This is a genomic window from Nocardia sp. CA-119907 (assembly GCF_050955995.1).
Classification (GTDB): Bacteria; Actinomycetota; Actinomycetes; order Mycobacteriales; family Mycobacteriaceae; genus Nocardia.
On sequence record NZ_CP192091.1, the window covers coordinates 5374235 to 5392220 of the forward strand.

General features: G+C 65.3%; 18 protein-coding genes and 2 pseudogenes. 10 read left to right on the forward strand and 10 right to left on the reverse strand.

The window, feature by feature from the left end; translation table 11 throughout:
• Positions 1–29 precede the first annotated feature (29 nt).
• Positions 30–1250, forward strand: coding sequence for an amidohydrolase (locus ACQP2D_RS23635; RefSeq protein ID WP_433678097.1), 1221 nt, complete (start codon positions 30–32; stop codon positions 1248–1250).
• A gap of 116 nt (positions 1251–1366) precedes the next feature.
• Here the strand turns inward: ACQP2D_RS23635 and ACQP2D_RS23640 are convergent, their stop codons facing one another.
• A complete protein-coding gene (locus ACQP2D_RS23640) occupies positions 1367–1612 on the reverse strand; it encodes a YgaP family membrane protein (RefSeq protein WP_433678098.1) in 246 nt (81 codons plus the stop codon).
• Between the two features lie 337 nt (positions 1613–1949).
• The gene (locus ACQP2D_RS23645; RefSeq protein ID WP_433678099.1) at positions 1950–2369 is read right to left on the reverse strand and encodes a MarR family winged helix-turn-helix transcriptional regulator; all 420 of its coding nucleotides are present in this window, start codon (positions 2367–2369) and stop codon (positions 1950–1952) included.
• A gap of 101 nt (positions 2370–2470) precedes the next feature.
• On the opposite strand from ACQP2D_RS23645, the gene ACQP2D_RS23650 reads away from it, so the two are divergent.
• Positions 2471–3292, forward strand: a complete 822-nt coding sequence (locus tag ACQP2D_RS23650) for an SDR family NAD(P)-dependent oxidoreductase (protein ID WP_433678100.1) — start codon at positions 2471–2473, stop codon at positions 3290–3292.
• Positions 3293–3359: 67 nt separating this feature from the next.
• Here ACQP2D_RS23650 and ACQP2D_RS23655 read toward each other — a convergent pair whose 3' ends face one another.
• Positions 3360–4061, reverse strand: coding sequence for a GntR family transcriptional regulator (locus ACQP2D_RS23655; RefSeq protein WP_433678101.1), 702 nt, complete (start codon positions 4059–4061; stop codon positions 3360–3362).
• Positions 4062–4205: 144 nt separating this feature from the next.
• Between ACQP2D_RS23655 and ACQP2D_RS23660 the strand changes: the two are divergent.
• Positions 4206–4733: pseudogene (locus tag ACQP2D_RS23660) on the forward strand (YbhB/YbcL family Raf kinase inhibitor-like protein); the annotation flags it as partial.
• A gap of 794 nt (positions 4734–5527) precedes the next feature.
• Here ACQP2D_RS23660 and ACQP2D_RS23665 read toward each other — a convergent pair.
• The gene (locus ACQP2D_RS23665) at positions 5528–6175 is read right to left on the reverse strand and encodes a zinc-binding dehydrogenase (RefSeq protein ID WP_433685744.1); all 648 of its coding nucleotides are present in this window, start codon (positions 6173–6175) and stop codon (positions 5528–5530) included.
• A gap of 29 nt (positions 6176–6204) precedes the next feature.
• On the opposite strand from ACQP2D_RS23665, the pseudogene ACQP2D_RS23670 reads away from it, so the two are divergent.
• Positions 6205–6400: pseudogene (locus tag ACQP2D_RS23670) on the forward strand (IS701 family transposase); the annotation flags it as partial.
• A gap of 262 nt (positions 6401–6662) precedes the next feature.
• Here the strand turns inward: ACQP2D_RS23670 and ACQP2D_RS23675 are convergent.
• Entirely contained in the window at positions 6663–7283 is a 621-nt protein-coding gene (locus ACQP2D_RS23675; protein WP_433678102.1) for a TetR/AcrR family transcriptional regulator, read from the reverse strand.
• 45 nt (positions 7284–7328) lie between these two features.
• Between ACQP2D_RS23675 and ACQP2D_RS23680 the strand changes: the two genes are divergently transcribed.
• From ACQP2D_RS23680 to bfr, 3 genes are all read left to right on the forward strand, one after another.
• A complete protein-coding gene (locus ACQP2D_RS23680; protein WP_433678103.1) occupies positions 7329–7808 on the forward strand; it encodes a hypothetical protein in 480 nt (159 codons plus the stop codon).
• Between the two features lie 513 nt (positions 7809–8321).
• Positions 8322–8522 carry a (2Fe-2S)-binding protein gene (locus tag ACQP2D_RS23685; RefSeq protein ID WP_433678104.1) on the forward strand — a complete coding sequence of 67 codons (201 nt, stop codon included), beginning with the start codon at positions 8322–8324 and terminating at the stop codon, positions 8520–8522.
• 60 nt (positions 8523–8582) lie between these two features.
• Entirely contained in the window at positions 8583–9065 is a 483-nt protein-coding gene (gene bfr / locus ACQP2D_RS23690; RefSeq protein WP_433678105.1) for a bacterioferritin, read from the forward strand.
• Positions 9066–9119: 54 nt separating this feature from the next.
• Here the strand turns inward: bfr and ACQP2D_RS23695 are convergent, their stop codons facing one another.
• From ACQP2D_RS23695 to ACQP2D_RS23705, 3 genes are all read right to left on the reverse strand, one after another.
• Complete coding sequence (locus ACQP2D_RS23695) at positions 9120–10508, reverse strand: MFS transporter (protein ID WP_433678106.1); 1389 nt, start codon at positions 10506–10508, stop codon at positions 9120–9122.
• A 166-nt stretch (positions 10509–10674) separates the two neighbouring features.
• The gene (locus ACQP2D_RS23700; protein WP_433678107.1) at positions 10675–11352 is read right to left on the reverse strand and encodes an SGNH/GDSL hydrolase family protein; all 678 of its coding nucleotides are present in this window, start codon (positions 11350–11352) and stop codon (positions 10675–10677) included.
• 39 nt (positions 11353–11391) lie between these two features.
• Positions 11392–13611, reverse strand: a complete 2220-nt coding sequence (locus ACQP2D_RS23705) for a serine/threonine-protein kinase (RefSeq protein WP_433678108.1) — start codon at positions 13609–13611, stop codon at positions 11392–11394.
• A gap of 297 nt (positions 13612–13908) precedes the next feature.
• On the opposite strand from ACQP2D_RS23705, the gene ACQP2D_RS23710 reads away from it, so the two are divergent.
• Both ACQP2D_RS23710 and ACQP2D_RS23715 read left to right on the forward strand, forming a co-directional pair.
• Positions 13909–14178: a DUF1876 domain-containing protein gene (locus ACQP2D_RS23710; RefSeq protein ID WP_433678109.1), complete on the forward strand. Its 270-nt coding sequence runs from the start codon at positions 13909–13911 to the stop codon at positions 14176–14178.
• A gap of 65 nt (positions 14179–14243) precedes the next feature.
• Positions 14244–15818, forward strand: a complete 1575-nt coding sequence (locus ACQP2D_RS23715) for a DUF2235 domain-containing protein (protein ID WP_433678110.1) — start codon at positions 14244–14246, stop codon at positions 15816–15818.
• Positions 15819–15924: 106 nt separating this feature from the next.
• On the opposite strand, the gene ACQP2D_RS23720 is transcribed toward ACQP2D_RS23715, so the two are convergent.
• Positions 15925–16770 (reverse strand): dienelactone hydrolase family protein, encoded by an 846-nt coding sequence (locus ACQP2D_RS23720; protein ID WP_433678111.1) that lies wholly within the window; start codon positions 16768–16770, stop codon positions 15925–15927.
• 172 nt (positions 16771–16942) lie between these two features.
• Between ACQP2D_RS23720 and ACQP2D_RS23725 the strand changes: the two genes are divergently transcribed.
• Complete coding sequence (locus ACQP2D_RS23725; RefSeq protein WP_433678112.1) at positions 16943–17170, forward strand: hypothetical protein; 228 nt, start codon at positions 16943–16945, stop codon at positions 17168–17170.
• Positions 17171–17301: 131 nt separating this feature from the next.
• Here the strand turns inward: ACQP2D_RS23725 and ACQP2D_RS23730 are convergent, their stop codons facing one another.
• The gene (locus ACQP2D_RS23730) at positions 17302–17826 is read right to left on the reverse strand and encodes a hypothetical protein (RefSeq protein WP_433678113.1); all 525 of its coding nucleotides are present in this window, start codon (positions 17824–17826) and stop codon (positions 17302–17304) included.
• Positions 17827–17986 lie beyond the last annotated feature (160 nt).

Here is a 17986-nt window from a genome sequence, read left to right on the forward strand (position 1 = left end):
AATGTCCCGGCGCGACAGCGGAATTCGTAGTGGATGAACACTGGCAGCAGGTCTACCGCTACCTGCATGCACATCCCGAACTATCGGGCGTCGAATACGCGACCGCAGACTTGGTCGCCCGGGAGTTGCGGTCGCTGCCCGGCTGGGAGGTGATCACAGGTATCGGCGGTACCGGAGTTCTAGGCGTGCTCCGTGGCGCACCTGGACCGGTGATCTGGTTGCGCGCCGATATGGACGCGCTGCCGGTCCAGGAGGACACCGATCTCGAATACGCGTCGACCCGGCCCGGGATCATGCACGCGTGCGGCCACGACTTCCATGTCGCCGCCCTACTGGGTGCCTGCGCCGCCCTAGGTGCAGCCGACGGTTTGCCCGGCACCGTAGTCGCGATCTTCCAGCCTGCCGAGGAAACGGGTTCGGGCGCCAAGGCGATGCTCGACGATGGGCTGCTCGACCAGGTTCCGCATCCCTCGATCTGCCTCGGTCAGCACGTGAGCCCGTTGCCGGCGGGGCTGATTCTGACCCGGGGCGGTCTGTTGATGGCCGCCGCCGACTCGATCCGGGTGACGCTGACCGGCGCCGGCGGGCATGCCTCGACTCCACATTTGGCCGTCGATCCACTCGCGATGGCAGCCTCACTGGTGCTGCGGTTGCAGGCGTTGACCGCCCGGCAGGCATCGCTGTCGGCCGCTCCGGTTCTCACCGCCGCGGCGCTGCATGCCGGTGAACGGGCCAATATCATCGCCGACAACGCCGAATTACTGCTGAGCTTGCGGACGTTCACCTCCGGCTCGCGTCAGGACATGCTGGAAGCGATCGAACGGATCGTTGCGGCGGAAGCAAAAGCGGCTGGTGCACACCACGAACCGGTGATGGAGACCTTCGACAGCTTCCCGTTGACAGTCAACACCCCCGGCGACACCGAGCGGGTCATGGCCGAACTCACCGCGCGCGGACTGACCGTACTCCCGCTGGCGAAGCCGATCACCGGGAGCGAAGACTTCGGTTTGCTCGGCGCGGCCGCAGGGTGTCCGTCGGTCTTCTGGCATATCGGCGGCGTCGATCCGGGGCGGTTCACTGCGGAAGACCGGCAACTGCTGCTCGATGCGGGCAGACTGCCGTCGCGGCTGCCCGCCAACCATTCGCCGCGGTTCGCACCGGATGCCGGGCGGTCGTTACCACCGGCGGTCGCGGCACTGGTCGCCGCGGCGCGCTCAGAACTCGATCGCGCCGAGCAACGTCCGTCGTAATGGTGGGCGGTCACGGGTCCAGGAGTACCTCACCGGATTCGTTCCCGGCGGTACCGGTGTCCGCCCGTGTGCTCGGCCCTCTCGCCGGCAAAGCCGAGCGTGGTGGTGAGGCGAGGTCAGGTTCGGGGCGTCGCGCGGCTCGTCGAGCCGTCGGGAACGCCGAGTCGCCGTAGCAGCAGCGTCGACGGGCACCATCCCACAGTGCCGTAGAGCAGCAGGTTCGCGCCGATGAACCCGGCGAATATCAGCCACCATGGCGAGACCACCGCGGCCAGTAGCGTGCTGATCAGCACGAAAGTGCCTGCCAGCAACGGCACGAGGCGCGGAATGGACCAGCCCTGGTGTCGAGGTAGTTTCGACATTCGAATTGTATCCAATCATGTTCTGTGCCTGCGATTTTCGGCCAGTTGCCAACCATTGCGAGTTCCCTTCGTCAATTATACCCCTAGGGGTATTCATGGGCTCGCTCGAGCACGCACACGCGCCCAGACCGCAGCCGAGGCGCGGCCACAGCCTCGAAATCCGTTTCCCTTCGGCGACTACGACCGGAACCCATATCAACCGAGGCAGGCGATCAAGCAGGTCGCAACGACCCCGCCCGGCGACAACCGACAAGCGGATACGACGAACCTCGTCAGCCGGGACCGTTCGGGCCTGTAGCGGAGGTAGTACGCGACTGAAGCCGGGGTCCGTGTTGCGTCATGCCTCCAGCATCAGTTGCAGCAGCTTGCGCAGGGCTTCGCGCTGCTCGGTGGTGAGTCGGACCAGTGGGGCTGCGGCGAAGGGCATGCGGGTGCGGAGGTCGGCGGCGGCAGCGCGGCCAGCGGGGGTTGCGGCGACGAGTTTGATGCGACGATCGTCCGGGTTCGGGCGGCGTTCGACCAAGCCGCGGGATTCCAGGCGGTCGATGATCGTGGTGACGTTGGAGGGCTCCGCGTGCAGGCGGTCAGCGATGCGGCGCATCGGGACGGGGTCTTCGGCGGCCAGCAGGGCCTTGACCTGGAGGGGGGTCAATTCGTGGGCAGCGGCCGCAGCCTCGGATTCTTGTGCGTAGCGGCGAGTAATGGCCGCGAAGAGGCCCAGAACGTCGCTGACCAGCTCATCCGAAGTATTCGACATGGGAACCATATCTACCAAGATGCTTGACAACACGTAATGTCACCATACATAGTTATGAATCATAATAGTTATGAAACATAATCAACCGAGGGATTGCGAAGATGAGCAGCAGGACCGTCCTGATCACCGGCACCTCCTCTGGCATCGGCCTGGCCACCGCCATCGCCGCCGCAGAGAATGGCTGGAAGGTCATTGCCACCATGCGCGACACCGCCAAGGCGGGCGCGCTGCGCGCGGCGGCGGAAAAGGCCGGTGTGAGCGTCGAGGTCCGGGAGCTGGATGTGACCGACCCCGACTCGGTGTCGGCCTGCCTGTCCGGGCTCGACCACCTCGACGCGTTGGTCAACAATGCCGGCGCCGGTCATCTCGGCACGCTGGAGCAGGAGAGCATCGATGACGTGCGCGCCGTCATGGAGGTCAACTTCTTCGGCGTCCTCCAGGTCACCAAGGCGGCACTGCCCCTGCTCCGCGAGAGCGGGGGGCGCGTGGTGACCGTCACCAGCGTGGGCGGTGTGGTGGGCCAGCCGTTCAACGAGGCCTACTGCGCGGCGAAGTTCGCCGTCGAAGGCTTCATGGAGTCGCTGGCGCCGGTCGCGGCGAGAGTCGGTGTGGCCGTCAGCGTGGTCGAGCCGGGAGCGGTGGCCAGCGAATTCGTCAACAATGTGGCTGTCGGTGACACTGTGCTGGAACAGGCGGGTCCGTATGCAGCCGCGCTATCGGCCTGTCTGGACCGCACCCGCGGTGCCTTCGCAAACGCACAGACTCCGCATGACGTGGCGACACAGATGGTCGAACTGCTGGCCTGCGAGCGGCCTGCCTTCCGAACCCTCACCTCGGACACCGCGCGCGCTTTCACCGGGGTGAAACTCACCGATTTCGACGGTTCGGCCGTACAGGCGCTGACCGGGGCTTGGATCGCCTAGCTGTATCGACATTGTGATGGCGCCTCCGGTGTCGGTGATCGGGTGCTGTCCGGGTCGGCGAGGCGTATCAGGCGTCCTGCGCGGGTTCGTGGATAGTGCTGGTCAGTGCGGCCGCAGTCAGGGTGAGGTGCTGGGCCAACGCCTCGGCTGCGGCGTCTGCGTCGCGAGCCAGCGCCGCCGCCTCCAGTCGGCGGTGTTCGCCGGCGCCGTCCCGATCGGGATTGCGGTACGTCGACAGGCGGCGGGCCAACTCGCTCGCGGACCACATCCGGTCGAAGGTCTCCAACAGGACAGAGTTGCCACATCCCTCCAGCAGGGTGCGGTGGAAGATTCGGTGAGCTTGCGACCATGCCTCGCTGTAGTACTCGCCCTCCTCCGGCACGAACGCCGGTGTGCGGGCGAGACGGTGGTGGGCGGCTCGCACGCGGGCCTCCCAGTCGATGTCGCCGCGCTCGATGGACATGCGCAGCATGAGCGGTTCGATGGTCCGGCGGGCCTCCGCAACGTCCTGCCAGCGGCGATCGGAAAAGGCCGGAACGGCGAAGCCACGGTTGGGCAGCCGATCGGCGAGGCCCTCACCGACCACCCGCACCAGCGCTTCACGCACGACAGCCAGGCTCACGCCCTGTTCCTTGGCGAGATCTTGCGGTTTGAGCGCGTCACCGGGGGCGAAGTCCCCACGCATGATCGCGTCCCGCAGATATTCGTAGATCCGCTCGGAGAGCATCTGCTTTTCCGACGAGGTCGAGGTATGAGCCGTCCGAGCCATGGCCCCATCATAGACGATCAATCAGATAATCGATTATTTATGCTATCGTCGATCAGGTGGTGGCGGCGCCTTCACGTGACGCCAAGGGCGCTCCCTCCGCCCCGCTCCCGCCACTCCGCTGCATGATCTGAAAGGAACGATGCGATGAACGCCAACGATCCCTTCGCCCGTCTTCCCGAGGCGGCCTCCTTCACCGTCACCAGCACCACTGTCGACAACGGCGCCGCCTGGTCACCCGAGCAGTTCTCCTCCGGCGTCCCCGGCGGGAAGGACGTTTCCCCGCAGCTGTCGTGGAGTGGCGCCCCGGAAGGCACCAAGAGCTACGCCGTCACCGTCTACGACCCCGATGCCCCCACCGGATCCGGGTTCTGGCACTGGGCGGTCGCCGACATTCCCGCCACCGTGACCGAGCTGCCCGAGGGCGCCGGCGACGACACCGGCTCGGGCCTGCCCGAGGGCGCCTTCCAACTGCCCAACGACGCCCGCGCGGCCCGCTTCATCGGCGCGGCCCCGCCAGCCGGGCACGGCCCGCATCGCTACTTCGTCGTGGTGCACGCCCTCGACGTCGAGTCCATCGGAGTCCCGGCCGAGGCCACCCCGGCCGTCCTCGGCTTCACCATGACCTCGCACATCCTCGGCCGTGCGGTCCTGACCGCCACGGCGGAAACGCCGCGCGCAGGCGAAGACCGCGCAGGCGAGAACATCGAACGGATCGAGGTTTCCCGCCTGGTCCCCTCCCCCGCCAGCGCTATCTTCGCGGTGCTGGCCGATCCGAAGGGGCACGTGGATATCGACGCGTCGGGCATGCTCCTCGATGCCGAAGGGGATCCGGTCGAACAGCCCGGCGACCGATTCCTGGTCCACATGGACCGGGAAGCCCTCGGGGACCTTCCACTGGGCAAGTACGACGTCGAGGTCGTCATCACCAAGTTCGTCCCGGACCGGGAGATCGCCTGGACAGTCGAAGCCCGGATCCGGCCGCATGCCCGCCACATCTACGGCTACCGACTCGAGCCGGCCGAGGGCGGCACCCGCGTCACGTCCTACTACGACTGGTCGGAAGTCGACGAAGAGTGGCGGCAGCGCCTCGTCTTCCCCGTGGTCCCCGAGTCCGCCCTCAAGGCCACCCTCGGGATCCTCGAACGCACCGTCCGCCGCAGAGCCGCCGCTGACCAGACCGCGCGCCGAGACCTCGTCGTCGAACCGTAGCCGGTGGACGAGCCGGTCGGCGTGCTGTTCGAGTTGCGGCCGATGTCGGCGGTGTTCGGGCTGCGGCTGGCCGGTGGGCGCGATGTCGTGGTGAAGGCGCGGGAGGATGGCGGCCGCGTCGCGTCGTGCGTCACCGCGCAGGCCCGGTTGGCGGAGCGAGTCCGTGCGCCCGACCGCTCACACCCGCGGTCGGCGTCGGCGCACTGGCCGTACTCGCGGAGCAGTACCGGCCCGGCGGTGAGCTGCTGCCCGGCGGCTCACCGGACGTCGCCGTGCGCTACGCGGCGGTGTTCGCCCGGCTGATGGCCCAACTGGCCGATATGACCGTCGCGCCGCCGCTGCCGAACCTGGAGCGCGCGCAGCGCATCCTGAGGTGAGGCGGCGCTGAACCAGCGGTATAGCCAGAAGCCACGGACCGCTTTGGTCTGGTAGATAATCGAGCGTGCCAGCAGCGGGATCGTCAGCGCTGCCGGGTCAGCCTGCCGATGGGTCGAGAGTGCGCCGTAGACTACGACCTCTCCTCCGGGAGCCAATGCCTGGGATACCTGGGCACCCACATCGCCCGAGACACAGTCGATGGCCTTGCGCACCCCAGCCGGTCCGGCTATCTCAGCCACCCGCTGCAACAGGTCCTCGTCCTCGGTGCAAATGACCTGGTCACCACCGAGCGTCTTGATCTCCTCGACGGCATCGCGCCGCCGCACGACATTGATCGTCCGAATACCCAGATGCCTGGCCAGTCGGCGACTGGATTCCGGAGCTTTCCTTTTCGATGGAGCAGACTCGTGCGCAGACTGCCGTCGGCGTCCAGTCCCATCTAGGCCTTTGACCCGCTCAGCATGACCATGTGAGCGTGCTGAATTCCTGCGACCTACTGAGTCCGTGACCAGGACCGCTCGCCGCAGCGCACTGGTTCACACTGTGAATCTAGCATTTCGGGATAGCCGGTTACCTGCGTAACTGGCTGAAGGAACGTGATGTGCTCTACGTGATGGCCACGCTGCGATCAGCAGGTGAGCACCCGCGCGGACCGTGTCATCCGCACCGATGAGCTGATCACCGAACTACCCGCAGCGGCGTCGCAGCGGTTGTCGGTCGGTGCCGGCGCGCACGGCCCACGCGAATACGGCTGAGCACGCCGGCTGATCGACGGCACCTGGGGCCCGAGGTCGCGGGTACTGCCCTGATGATTTGGTCTTGTCGACATTCAAACGAACAACCAACAATTGCAATGCGCAAGACTTTCTTCCGCAACAACGAAATTGGTCAAGATTTCGCCAGCTTCCGCCTACCGTCAGCAGTGAATGGTCAGCTACTACTCTTCAATCGAATTAACCTGGCCCCCAAGGCATTCAGCCACAATGAAATCTGAGCCTTATGCCAGTGAGCCACTTACGGCGCAGGTGCGCTGGGTGGGCTCGGGGTGTTGTCGAGGGCCTGGGCGAGCAGGGCTTGCGCTGTGCGGCAAAGGGTTTCGGCCGCATCGGTTCTGATGAGTTCGGCGACGTCGACGAGCCAGATGAACGATTCGATGCCCGTCGCCGAGCGGATGGCGATGGCCAGGCGGTGCACGTCGATATGGGGCCGGGATTCGCGCAGGGGGGCGAGGGCGTCTTCGATCCAGCCGATCGCACGCCCGCGCCGCAGCGGCGACGGCTCGCCCGCGCCGGGCTCGAGCGACAGTCGCAGTGAGGCACGCAGTTCCGGCTCCCACTCCTGGGTGATCCGCACGCATTCGCGCATCACCAACTCCAGACGCATGCGAGGGTCGGTCGGCGCGGGGTCGGGCAGCAGGGAGTGCTGTTCGATCTCCGGACGCACTGCCGCCAGCAGGGCTCGCTGGTTGGGGAAATACCGATAGGCGGTCGTGCGGGAGATGTCGGCCGCCTGGGCGGCATCCTCAACGGTCGGAATCGCCCCTTGTGCCAGCAATGCGCGGGTGGCGGTCACCAGGGCGGCGCGAGTGCGGGCCTTTTGGCTCCGTCGGCCACTTCTCTCATATGGTATCGCCATGTCCATCATGGTACTCTAGTTCCATATCGATCCTTGGAGGCCGCGATGAGCGCCGATCCCATTGCCGTCAACCCGGAGCTCTATCGGGTGATCTTCGAAAACGAGCGTGTTCGCATCCTCGAATACCGAGACGAGCCCGGCGATCGAACACAGCCACATCACCATCCCGACAGCGTGCTGTACCCGCTGACCTCGTTCCGGCGACGTATCAGCGCGAACGGGCAGCAGGTCGAGGTGGCGCTGACGGTCGGGCAGGTGCGCTGGGGTCGGCGCCCAGGAACATGCGGGGGAGAACATCGGCGATACCGAAACCCACGCACTGTTCATCGAACTGAAGGAACCACCACCGACCCGAACGCCGACAGCACTCGGCCCCAGCACACGCTGATACCCCACGCCGCATCAGAAGCGTTGCATCGCAAGGAGATCACGCCGCATGGATTCGCCAGCGCGAACGGTCGATCGAGGGAACAGCCCGAGGCCGACACCGGCGACATACACCGCGCGGTCGAGCTGGGCGGCTGAAACGGAGCTTGCGGATGTACCACCGCTGCACTTCCGTGCGCCCGGCACAGCCCATGACTGGCAGTCGGAACCGTGAATTCGTGGTCACAGCACTAGCTGTACCGACCATGGATGTTGCGCTACAACGACTTTCGGGCCCAGCCTGCCTGACGGGAGTGGTGCGCGACCCGTCGGCGTCGGATCGGGCGAGCACCGCCGAGGAGTCGAAATCGCCTGCGAGACAGGAATGCCCGATGGTGTCGCTGCGGCAGGTGCGGACCGTGCGGCTACTGGAGCCGTAATCGACGGTGAAGTACCCAACTGCCCTTGCGCGCTCGGCGGTGAGGTGACGCAACAGCCGATGGGGCGGGCGACGATCGGCGGGGCGGCCCCAGTCAGCGGACCAGCGGCATCGTTTGATCTGCATGCGCTATTGACAGGACCTGATATGCAGGTGCTATACATTAGGGGAGGCTTACCTCGTTAGATGAGGCTAACCTCGCCGACAATGCTCCTCCGTCCTCGAGGCCGACCGTGTACGTGTGTATCTGCAATGCCGTCTCCGAGCGGGACGTGCACACCTGCGTGGCCGCCGGTGCCAGCTCGACGCGGCAGGTGAAGAACGCGTGCGGCTGGAAGCCCGGCTGCGGCTCGTGCACCAGTCGGTTGGCCGAGGTGATCGGCCAGGCCCGCACCGCGGCCGCGGCCGACGTCAACAAGGCGACTGCCGCCTGATCCGACACTCAGGGCCGCCTAACCGGTTTGCGGCCTGTGAGCTGTGACACACTCACGCCTATGGAAGGCGACAAGGAAATCATCGGGCTGCTCAACGAGCAGCTGACGGCCGAACTCACGGCGATCAACCAGTACTTCCTGCACGCCAAGATGCAGGAGAACTGGGGTTTCACCAAGCTCGCCAAGCACACCCGCTACGAATCCTTCGATGAGATGAAGCACGCGGAGGTGCTCACCGATCGGATCCTCTTCCTGGAGGGCCTGCCCAACTATCAGAAGCTCAATCCGCTGCGGATCGGACAGAGCGTCCCTGAGCAGTTGCGCGCCGACCTGCAGATCGAGATGGAGGCGGTGGACCGTCTGCGCGGCGGCATCGAGTTGATGCGCTCGCGCGGCGACGCCACCTCCGCCCGCATCTTCGAGACCATCCTCGAGGACGAGGAACACCACCTCGACTACCTGCAGACCGAACTCGACCTGCTCGAGAAGCTCGGCGAGCCGCTGTATCTGCAGCGCTACACCGATACACCCGAAGGGGACTGAATCTCTTTCGCACGCGCGTCTTCTGGAGTTGTGGTCAGCTGCCTGTCCTCGCCCTCAAGCCTGGGCCGCTGGCTGCTTCGGCAGAAGGAAGACGACAATGCCCGCGATGACAGCGATGACGAACGTCCCGAAGGACGCGACTGCGAAGGCGTGGCCGGCGGCGGCGACCCTGCCGACTGCCGCGGGATGGAACGAGCCGAAGTAGACCGCTCCGATAACGGCAACGCCCAACGCTCCGCCACACTGCTGGGCCGTGGACAAGGCGCCTGACGCGACACCGGCCGACTCCGGTTCGACGCGGCTCAGCACCGTGTTGAGCGCCGGCGTGATGACCAGTCCGCCACCCACGCTCTGCAGAATGAGGGTGGGGATCACGAGCAGCGGCGTGATCCGCGGGCCGGACACCAGCAAGAGGCCGGTCGCCAGGTAACCGCTCGCCAGTATGATCGCCCCGACCTCGAGGACACGTCGTCCATATTTCGGGATGATCCGGCTCGCTACCATGCTGAACACGAAGAATGCGATGGCTGCCGGTGTGTAGACCAGGCCCGCGCCGAGTGCCGACATATCGAGGCCCTGCTGCATCGTTACCGACAGGGCCAAGTAATACGAGTAGATCAGCGCGTACAGGGCGAGGACGAGAATGATCCCGAGCGAGAACGAGCGCTGTCCGAACAGCGTCAGCGGTACCAGCGGATCCCCGCCACGCCGTTCCAGGCTGCGCTCGATCGCGACGAACAAGCCGACCGCAACCGCGCTGCCCGCGAAGCAAGCCCAGACCCACATCGGCCAGCCTGCCTGCTGCCCCTGGATCAGCGGCAGCACCAGGAGGAAGAGTGCCGCGCTGAGCACCAGGACGCCGGGCATGTCCAGCTTGCGGGTGGCGGCCGAGCCGGTCTCCGGCACGTATCGCACGGCGAGCAGGAACATGACAATTCCGATCGGCACGTTCACCCAGAACACCATGCGCCAGCCCGAGTCGAACAGGTTTGCGCTGATCAGCAGTCCGCCGATAACCTGTCCGCCGATGGTGGCCATACCCATGACGATGCCGAGCACGCCGTAGACGCTGTCCCGCCTCGCCGCCGGCACCAGCACCGTGACGTACGCGAACACCTGGGGAACCATCAGGGCGGCTCCTAGGCCCTGGATGACACGCGCGGCGACAAGGCTGTCGGCGTTCGGTGATAGCGCGCAAGCGACCGATGACAGAGTGAACAGGGCCACCCCGAGAAGGAAGATCCGCTTGCGGCCGTACAGGTCGGCCAGGCGAGTAGCGGTAATGATGAAGACCGCGTAACTCAGCTGGTAACCCGCCAGAACCCACTGGACATCGCTGGCGGAGGCATGCAGGTCCGCCACGATCGAGGGGTCGGCGACCACGACGATGAACGAGTCGAGGACCGCCATGAACAGGGCGGTCAAGCCGATCGATATCGTCATCCACGGAATGGCGTCGGCTTCCGCCTCCACTACCGGTCGGCTCGCTGATTGCTGACTACTTGCCACGATAAGAGACCTCATTTATTTGTCGGGGTTCGGCAATGCATGAACCCGGGAAGCTCGGCCAGCGCGTTTCACCAGCCGACGGTCAGGCCAGGGGCGAGGATTACCTCGATGCGGTGCGTCGTAGGGAACTAGCCAGTTTCTTGACCACCTCGGCAGCCATAACGGCCTGACCCGAGGTCGAGAAGTGGATGCGGTCCGCGCTGAGCAGGTTGTCGCGGTCGTTGACCGGGTGGTCCCACATGTCCACCACGATGGCGTCGTATTCGGAAGCCAGTCCCCGCACGATCTCGTTGACCGCGGCAATCCGCTCCGGCCAGTCAGGGAAGACCGGGACGACATACGCCTTGCCGAGCGTGAAAGTGGTCAGCAAGGCGCCGGTCTCCTTCGCCAGGCCGTACATCCGCCGAAGCGTTCGCTCTAGCTCACCGAAGTCCGGCCTGCGTCGCACGATGTCGTTGGCCCCGCAAGGCACGTGGAGCAGGTCCGGGGAGAACTCGACCATGCGGGCCGCCTGGTTCTCGAGCGTCTGGGCGGTTGTTGCCCCGATCTCGGAGACATTGAGGTAATCCAGATCCGGCCGCACCGACCGCAAAACCCCAGCAACCCGGTCTGACCAGCCTTGATCCTGGTAGCCCGGGGTGGGATCGCCGGTCCCCGCCGAAAGGCTGTCGCCGATAACGGCATACCGGCCCCACGGGGCCCCGGTCAGTAATGCCACGGCATCCGCTTGGTCCAGGCAGTACGGGTCGGTCGTCTCGGTGAAGGTGGGTTGCTCCATGCAGCATAGCATACGGTCGTACGTATGCTTTCTCAAGACTCAGGCCCTACTGGCCACCCGCTCGAGCGCGTGCAGATCTGCGTCCAGCTTCCGGAACAACCAGTAGACGGCGACGAATGCGAGACCGGAGGCCGCGCACAACCCCAGAACCGAATCGCGCACGAGCGGAAGCTCTTCGGGTTCGAGGGCGGTGAATCCGGCCAGCACCCCGACCAGCGGCACCGACGCCGTCACCGCGAGATAGGCCGTGGTCCTTCGGCGCAGCGCACGAAGATGGGCGGAGTCGTGAGCTGTTGTTCGGCCATGGCGCAGATAGATGGGATAGACGCAGCGGACGACGTAGAACGTGGACAGGAAGAATGTGTAAGCAACGGAGATGGTGCCCGCCACCAGAACGGTTGTCGCCGCGTGGACCGTCAGCCGCGCCGGAAGGTCGGTAAGCCACACAAGCAACAACACCCCTGTCACGGTTGCGCACACCGCGAACAGAAGGGTGTTCATGGCACACAGGTCGCCCCAAAATAGTGTTCGCGACCGGACCCGCGCGAGCGTTGCCTCCTCGTAGCGTCGGCCATTGCGCAAGCCGCGCGGAACCGCGAGCAGATCACGCGACATATACGCGTAGATGAGGATGGCCGGTGGCGAGGCACAGAGGATGAAAATAATGACGCCCATATCGAGCTCCGAGTTGGTGGCATCGGACAGGCGCTCTCTGATCAACTCCTGGACGTGCACAGCCATGTAGACCGTAGCCAGGCTGACGCCGACCAGCGAAGATAGCCAGAGGATGGGCGTGGGCCATCGCGAAAGTCGTGCCCGCCAACTGTTCGGCGGCGGATAGACAAGGTCGCGGGCCCGCTCCTCGAGGCACAGGTCGAGCTGCTGAGCCAATTCCGAACCGCACGAGTAGCGGTCTCGGCGGTCGGGCGACAGACACTTCAGCAGCATTCGGCGCAGCGCCATGGGGCAATCCGGCGGAAGCTGCGATAGGAACGTCGACTCGACGGGTCTGCGCCGCAGCTCGAGCATGCGGGCCAGCGATGTCTCCGACTCACCGGCGGACGGCTCATCCGCGAACGGGCGGCGGCCCGTGAGCAACTCCCACAGCATGACACCCAGCGCGTAGATATCGCTTCGAGTGTCGAGATCGGCGGCGGTCGTCGGTAAGTCCGGATGGCAGGCCTCGAGCTGTTCGGGCGACATATACGCCAGTGATCCGCCGAAGTACGCCAGAGGACTCGTGCCCTTGAGGTGTTTGCTGCAGCTGACATTGAAGTCGGCCAGCTTCGGGATTCCCTCGGCGCTGAGCAGCACATTCGCGGGTTTGATATCTCGGTGCAGCACCCCCCGGTCGGCCGCATGCTGAAGTGCGTCCGCGAGTCGGCGGCCCAGCCAGGCGACCGTCTCCGGCCACGTCAGTGCCGCGGTCCGGGTCCGAACAGCGGATTCGGTGGGTCGAACCTCGCCCTTCTCGGCGAGTACCTGGTCGATGGCATCGAGCAGCAGTTGCCCGCCGCGGTGTTCGGTAGGCGTCGAGCGCTGCAGGCGCAGCACGTCGAGCAGCGTTCCCCCTGGCAGGTACTGCATGTAGAGCAGCTTCAGCTCGCCATCGGCAATGAGTCGCTGGTCGAAGATGCGCACGATGTATTCGTGGTCCAACTGGGCGAGGGTCTGCGGCTCGTTGCCGTGGTTATGGGAAATCTTGACCGCGACCAGTCGCTGCATTGATTGTTGCCGAGCGAGATACACCTGGGCGAAGGCACCGGACCCGATCCGCATCAGGAGGTCGAAATCGTCGATATGGTCGCCGACATTGATGGTGCCGAGCATGAGTTGGGCACTCGGACGAGCGATCATCGTGCTGCGGTAGTCGCTCGTGACCTGTGCGGACTCTGGGCCGACGGTGGCAGTGCCCTCGGCGAGCATGGTCGCCGCATCGGCGGTGTGGGCACCGCGGCGCAGGGCGTGGAATTCCTCGTAGACCAACTCGGCTGGCAGGGGACCATCTTGCAGCTCCGCGAATTCGGCGCGGTATTCGATCAGTCGCTTGGGAAAGTGATAGCGAAGCCAGCGGTATTCGAGATCGATTTTGATCAGTTCGATCAGTATCGCGCGCCGCTCAGCCAGTTCATGAGGTAGGTACTCCGACAGGTCTGGTGGGACTCCGGACGCCCAAGCCGCTGAAAACCGTGCCACCACAGCAGCAAGCGCTGTGCGGGTTCGTTCAGCTGGATCGACCAGATCGATCGGCTCGTACATCGGTCTCGGAGATCAGCGCCGGGTGATCACCCGGCGGCTACGCGCGATGCGGCCCTATGTCGTAGTTGCCCCACATTGTTTCCTTTCCACCAAACCTCCAGCTCAAGGGTATCGCCCCGATACGAGCGAATGGGCAGCAACAGGGGGATCGGCCGTGGCAGATATGCGCACGCGGCGACGAGTTCGGCCATCATGGTCGACAAATCGCCGAACGGATCATGGTGTGCGCGAACTATGGTGATGCGACTATTGGAGGTGAAGCGACACAGTCCCCACTGAATCTGGAGGGCAGTGCGAATGCCGTCGAAAACCTGGAACATCTCCATCGAGATTGACGAACTCGACCGCCTCACCAAGGTAAAAGCGCAGCTGATCGGCCGCGGAGATGAGCCATTGATCGCGGCCGGATCCGCGCACGCCAACCCCGCCGACAAGAATATTCCTGCCATCGGCGATGAACTCGCTTGTGCCCGTGCGCTGCAAGATCTGGCTCACCAACTGCTGCACGCGGCCATAACAGATATCGAAGCCCACACGCACAAGCCGGTTCAGGGCTTGCAGGGCTGACTCGGATCTACAGCGTTTCACACCACGCAACGGAAGTTTGTCCACAGATAGCGGGAGGTGCAACGATGCGTCGACTCGTCATGTGTTGTGACGGGACATGGAACACGCCGGGCCAGCTGGCGGTCACGAATGTGCGCCGCTTTTACAACGCCCTGGCCGATACCACCAAGGACGGGGAGAACCAGCTGACGCGGTATCAGGCCGGGGTCGGGGCCGACAGTGCCGGTCTGGCCGGTTGGCTTTCGGGAGGCGTCGCCGGAGTTGGCTTGTCCAGCAACGTGATGGACGCTTACCAGTGGCTGACCACCACTTACCAGCCCGGCGACAGAATCGCGCTGTTCGGTTTCAGTCGCGGTGCCTTCACGGCCCGCAGCGTCGCCGGGATGATCGCGGCGTGCGGGTTGATCGACACCACGTACTTGGACGAAGACGAGATTCGGAGTCAGGTCCGGCACGCGTATCAGCGGCGGTATCGCCTGGGACGCGACGCCGATCCCGGGTGGAGCGAGGGGCTTCGGTTCAGCTACGACCCGGGGCGGGCCGAGCCGATTCCGGTGGACTTCGTCGGAGTGTGGGACACCGTCGGCGCGCTGGGTATCCCGGACAGCCTGGGCTGGCTCAAACTACTGGATCCCGCCGGTCGACACGCGTTCCACGACGTGAAGCTCAACCCGGCCGTGCGCCACGGTCGCCACGCGGTGGCACTCGACGAGCAGCGGGGCCCATTCACGCCAACGCTGTGGTCCGACCCGGAGCCCGACCAGGACGTCAAGCAGGTGTGGTTCCCGGGCAGCCACATGGACGTAGGCGGCGGCCACCCGGAGACGGGCCTGAGCGACGGCGCGCTGAAATGGATGGTCGATGAGTCACGCGCCGCGATCGGACTGGAGTTCCGCAAGGATGTGGAGGACCAGATCCGGCCCGACGCGCTCGGTACGCTGCACGACGACAACCAAGGCGTCTACGGCTTACTCGAGCCGTTGTACGAGCCGCTGCTGCGCTCGCTGTTGGAGTCGTTCTTCGAGCCGCGGCCCCGCGCCACCCCCATGATCGACGAAGACGGGAACAACCCGTCCCTGCACCGGTCGGTCTACGAACGTCACCAGACGCCACCGATCGCCAGCGGACCATACCGGCGCACCCGGACGCTCGCTCCGGGTGAGTCCGGCACGGTCAGCGTGTCCGCTCGGGATCCGTGGAATTGGACAGGCCTCTACCTCGAACCCGGCGATTACAGCTTTGCCGCGACGGGTCAGTGGACCGATCTCCACATCCCCTGCGGGCCTGCGGGCACCACCGGCTGGCGCAGTTTCCGCCCCGGCGAGATCTTCCGCGCGGCAAGCACACTGATCGGTCAGGGCGAGCGGATCTTCCGGCGCATAACCCGAAACCCGAGGGCCAACTTCCTGCTGACCCGCCGGGACGAAAGCACGCCGTGGATGTCGCTGATCGGCGTCGTCGCCAACGACGCGATTCCGTGCGAGGGCGCGCAAGCGCTGCATGAGTGCATCGCCATCGGCGCTGGCACGAACCACCGGGTATTCCGCCCCGGGTACCTCTACGCCTTCGCCAACGACGCATGGAGCTTCTACGGCAATAACCGGGGCAGTGTGCAACTGGAGGTGACCAGGAACAAGTAGGGAGCGACGTTCGGGGTGCCGGGATCTTTGTCATCTGCTCCCCCTCGGCAGATAGGGCCTAGATGCACGCCGGTCGTACTCATCGCGCCACGCGCGGGCAGCCGACTCAGGACGTGAGGAGCCTCCTGTGCAGGTACGCCAGGATCTCGTCCCGAGCCCGCACCGTCGGGTGCCCGTCCTCGTCCACGAAGTGGGCGGTCACCACGCTGTGCGGGGTCTCGACCGTGTCGCGGAAGAACGGGGGCGGTTCCGGGTTGGCGTACTCGCCCGGGATTACGCGGCCGTCGAAGCGGTCGCCGAGGAGTTGACGGTAGGCGGCGAAACGTTGGGCCGTGCACCACTTGTCGCCCTCGAAGCGGTAGGCGAGTGCTCGGATGTCGTCGCGTTCGAAGCGTCGCGCGAGTGCGGAGGCGTCGTCCGGGGACAGCTCGAGGGCGGCCGGGTTGTCCAGGGGTAGTGAGGGATGGTTGACGACCGGGGCGATGACGGCGGGCTCGAGACTCATCGTGAGTGCGAAATTGCCCGTGAAACACATACCGATCGCGCCGACACCCGGACCGCCGCACTCTTCGTGCGCGACCCGCGCCAATGCTCGCAGCCACACCGCGATCGGGCTGGTCTCCCCGCCGCCGAAGGCGCGGAACTCCTTGCTGATGCACGCCCGTTTCGCGATCCGGTCCCCGAGTTCGACGGTGGGGTACGCGCCGTCGACCCCGAACAGCGACGGCATGTACACCGTGAATCCGGCATCGCGCACCCACCGGGCGAGCCGCACCACGTCGGGGCTGATGCCGGGCATCTCCGGCATCAGGATCACCGCCGGACCGGACCCGGCCACGTAGACGGTCTTCTCCGCACCCTCCAGCGAAACCGCCCGCCGGGCAAAGCCGTCCAACACACTGTCATCCCCAGGCTGCACGATGGACCCTTCCTCGAACCGGCGCACTGCCATTCACCATCCGGCGCGGGCAATTGTCAAGCCCGGTGAATCGGTGCTCGCCACAGCCAACCACGACGCCACAACCACACGACACGCGAACGCCGAACGGCATCCGCTTCACTCCGCGCATCGTTCCGGAAACCGAAGTGGCCGAGCGGGTGCAGCGCGGCGTCGGTGCGGGGACGTGGCGCTATCGGGCCAGGGTGCGTGTCGGCTCCCCGCAACCGATGTGCGTTCGCGGCTGCCCGCCGCGGTCACCGTCGAACCCGAGGGGACCGAATCACTGTGTGATCCAGGTCTGTTCGGACACCCGCATATGTCGACGCTCTATCTCGATCTGTCGATTTCGGAGTACTCGACAGGCCGGAACTCGCCGCACACCTCCTGGCAACTGCCGCGCGGTTCCGGATAGCGGCGAACGAGAATTGACGTGCGATGTGTCCTGAATTTCGGTAAGCGGCATCCCCCGGGCGGGCTATTTCATCGAAAGCCCGGCCGAGGGTGCCTGTTACGCGAGTTATGCGATCAGGTCGACTTTCCCTGTCATTGGTTGGCGCCGGCGATACCGCCGATGATTCCCCCGATGATGCAACCGGGAACCAATCCGACGAAGAAGAACAGGAGCCCGATCAGCGCGCCGACCGCGCAGCCGATCAACACACCCGCGACCGTGGTGCCCGCGTCACCGATGAACTGCAGCGGGCCCGATGCCGGTGCGTTGACCGGCGTCAGCGTCAATGTCGTTGCCGCGGTATCGACTTCGGGCGTGACCTGCACCTGCTGGCCCGCCACCGTCTGGAGCGTAGTCGGCACGGCGGCGACCACCGAACCATCGGGCGCCAGGACGGTAATGCCCGCATCCGGCGTCAGCACGAACCTGCCGGAGGCCAGCGTGATAGTGGCATCGGAGCGATCCGCCGCCACCGCCGCGGTGTATTCGATGCCGTGATCCACCCCGTTGAGGACGGTTTCGGACGGCGCTTCGGGTGAGCCGTAGGCGGTGGCCGCGGTGATGCCGGTTGCGGCTACGGTCAAAACCGTTGTCGCCATCAATTTTTTGATCTTCATCAGCATTTCCAATCATCCAGCCGATTCGATTGATGTTCCCCGAGAAACGGACATGGGACATCAATCATGATGCGCTTCCGAAGCGCTCGGCGTCGACGGATTCAGGAAATCGAATTACGTTGCAAGATCAAATGTTTCGAAACACAGAGGAACTGGGGTA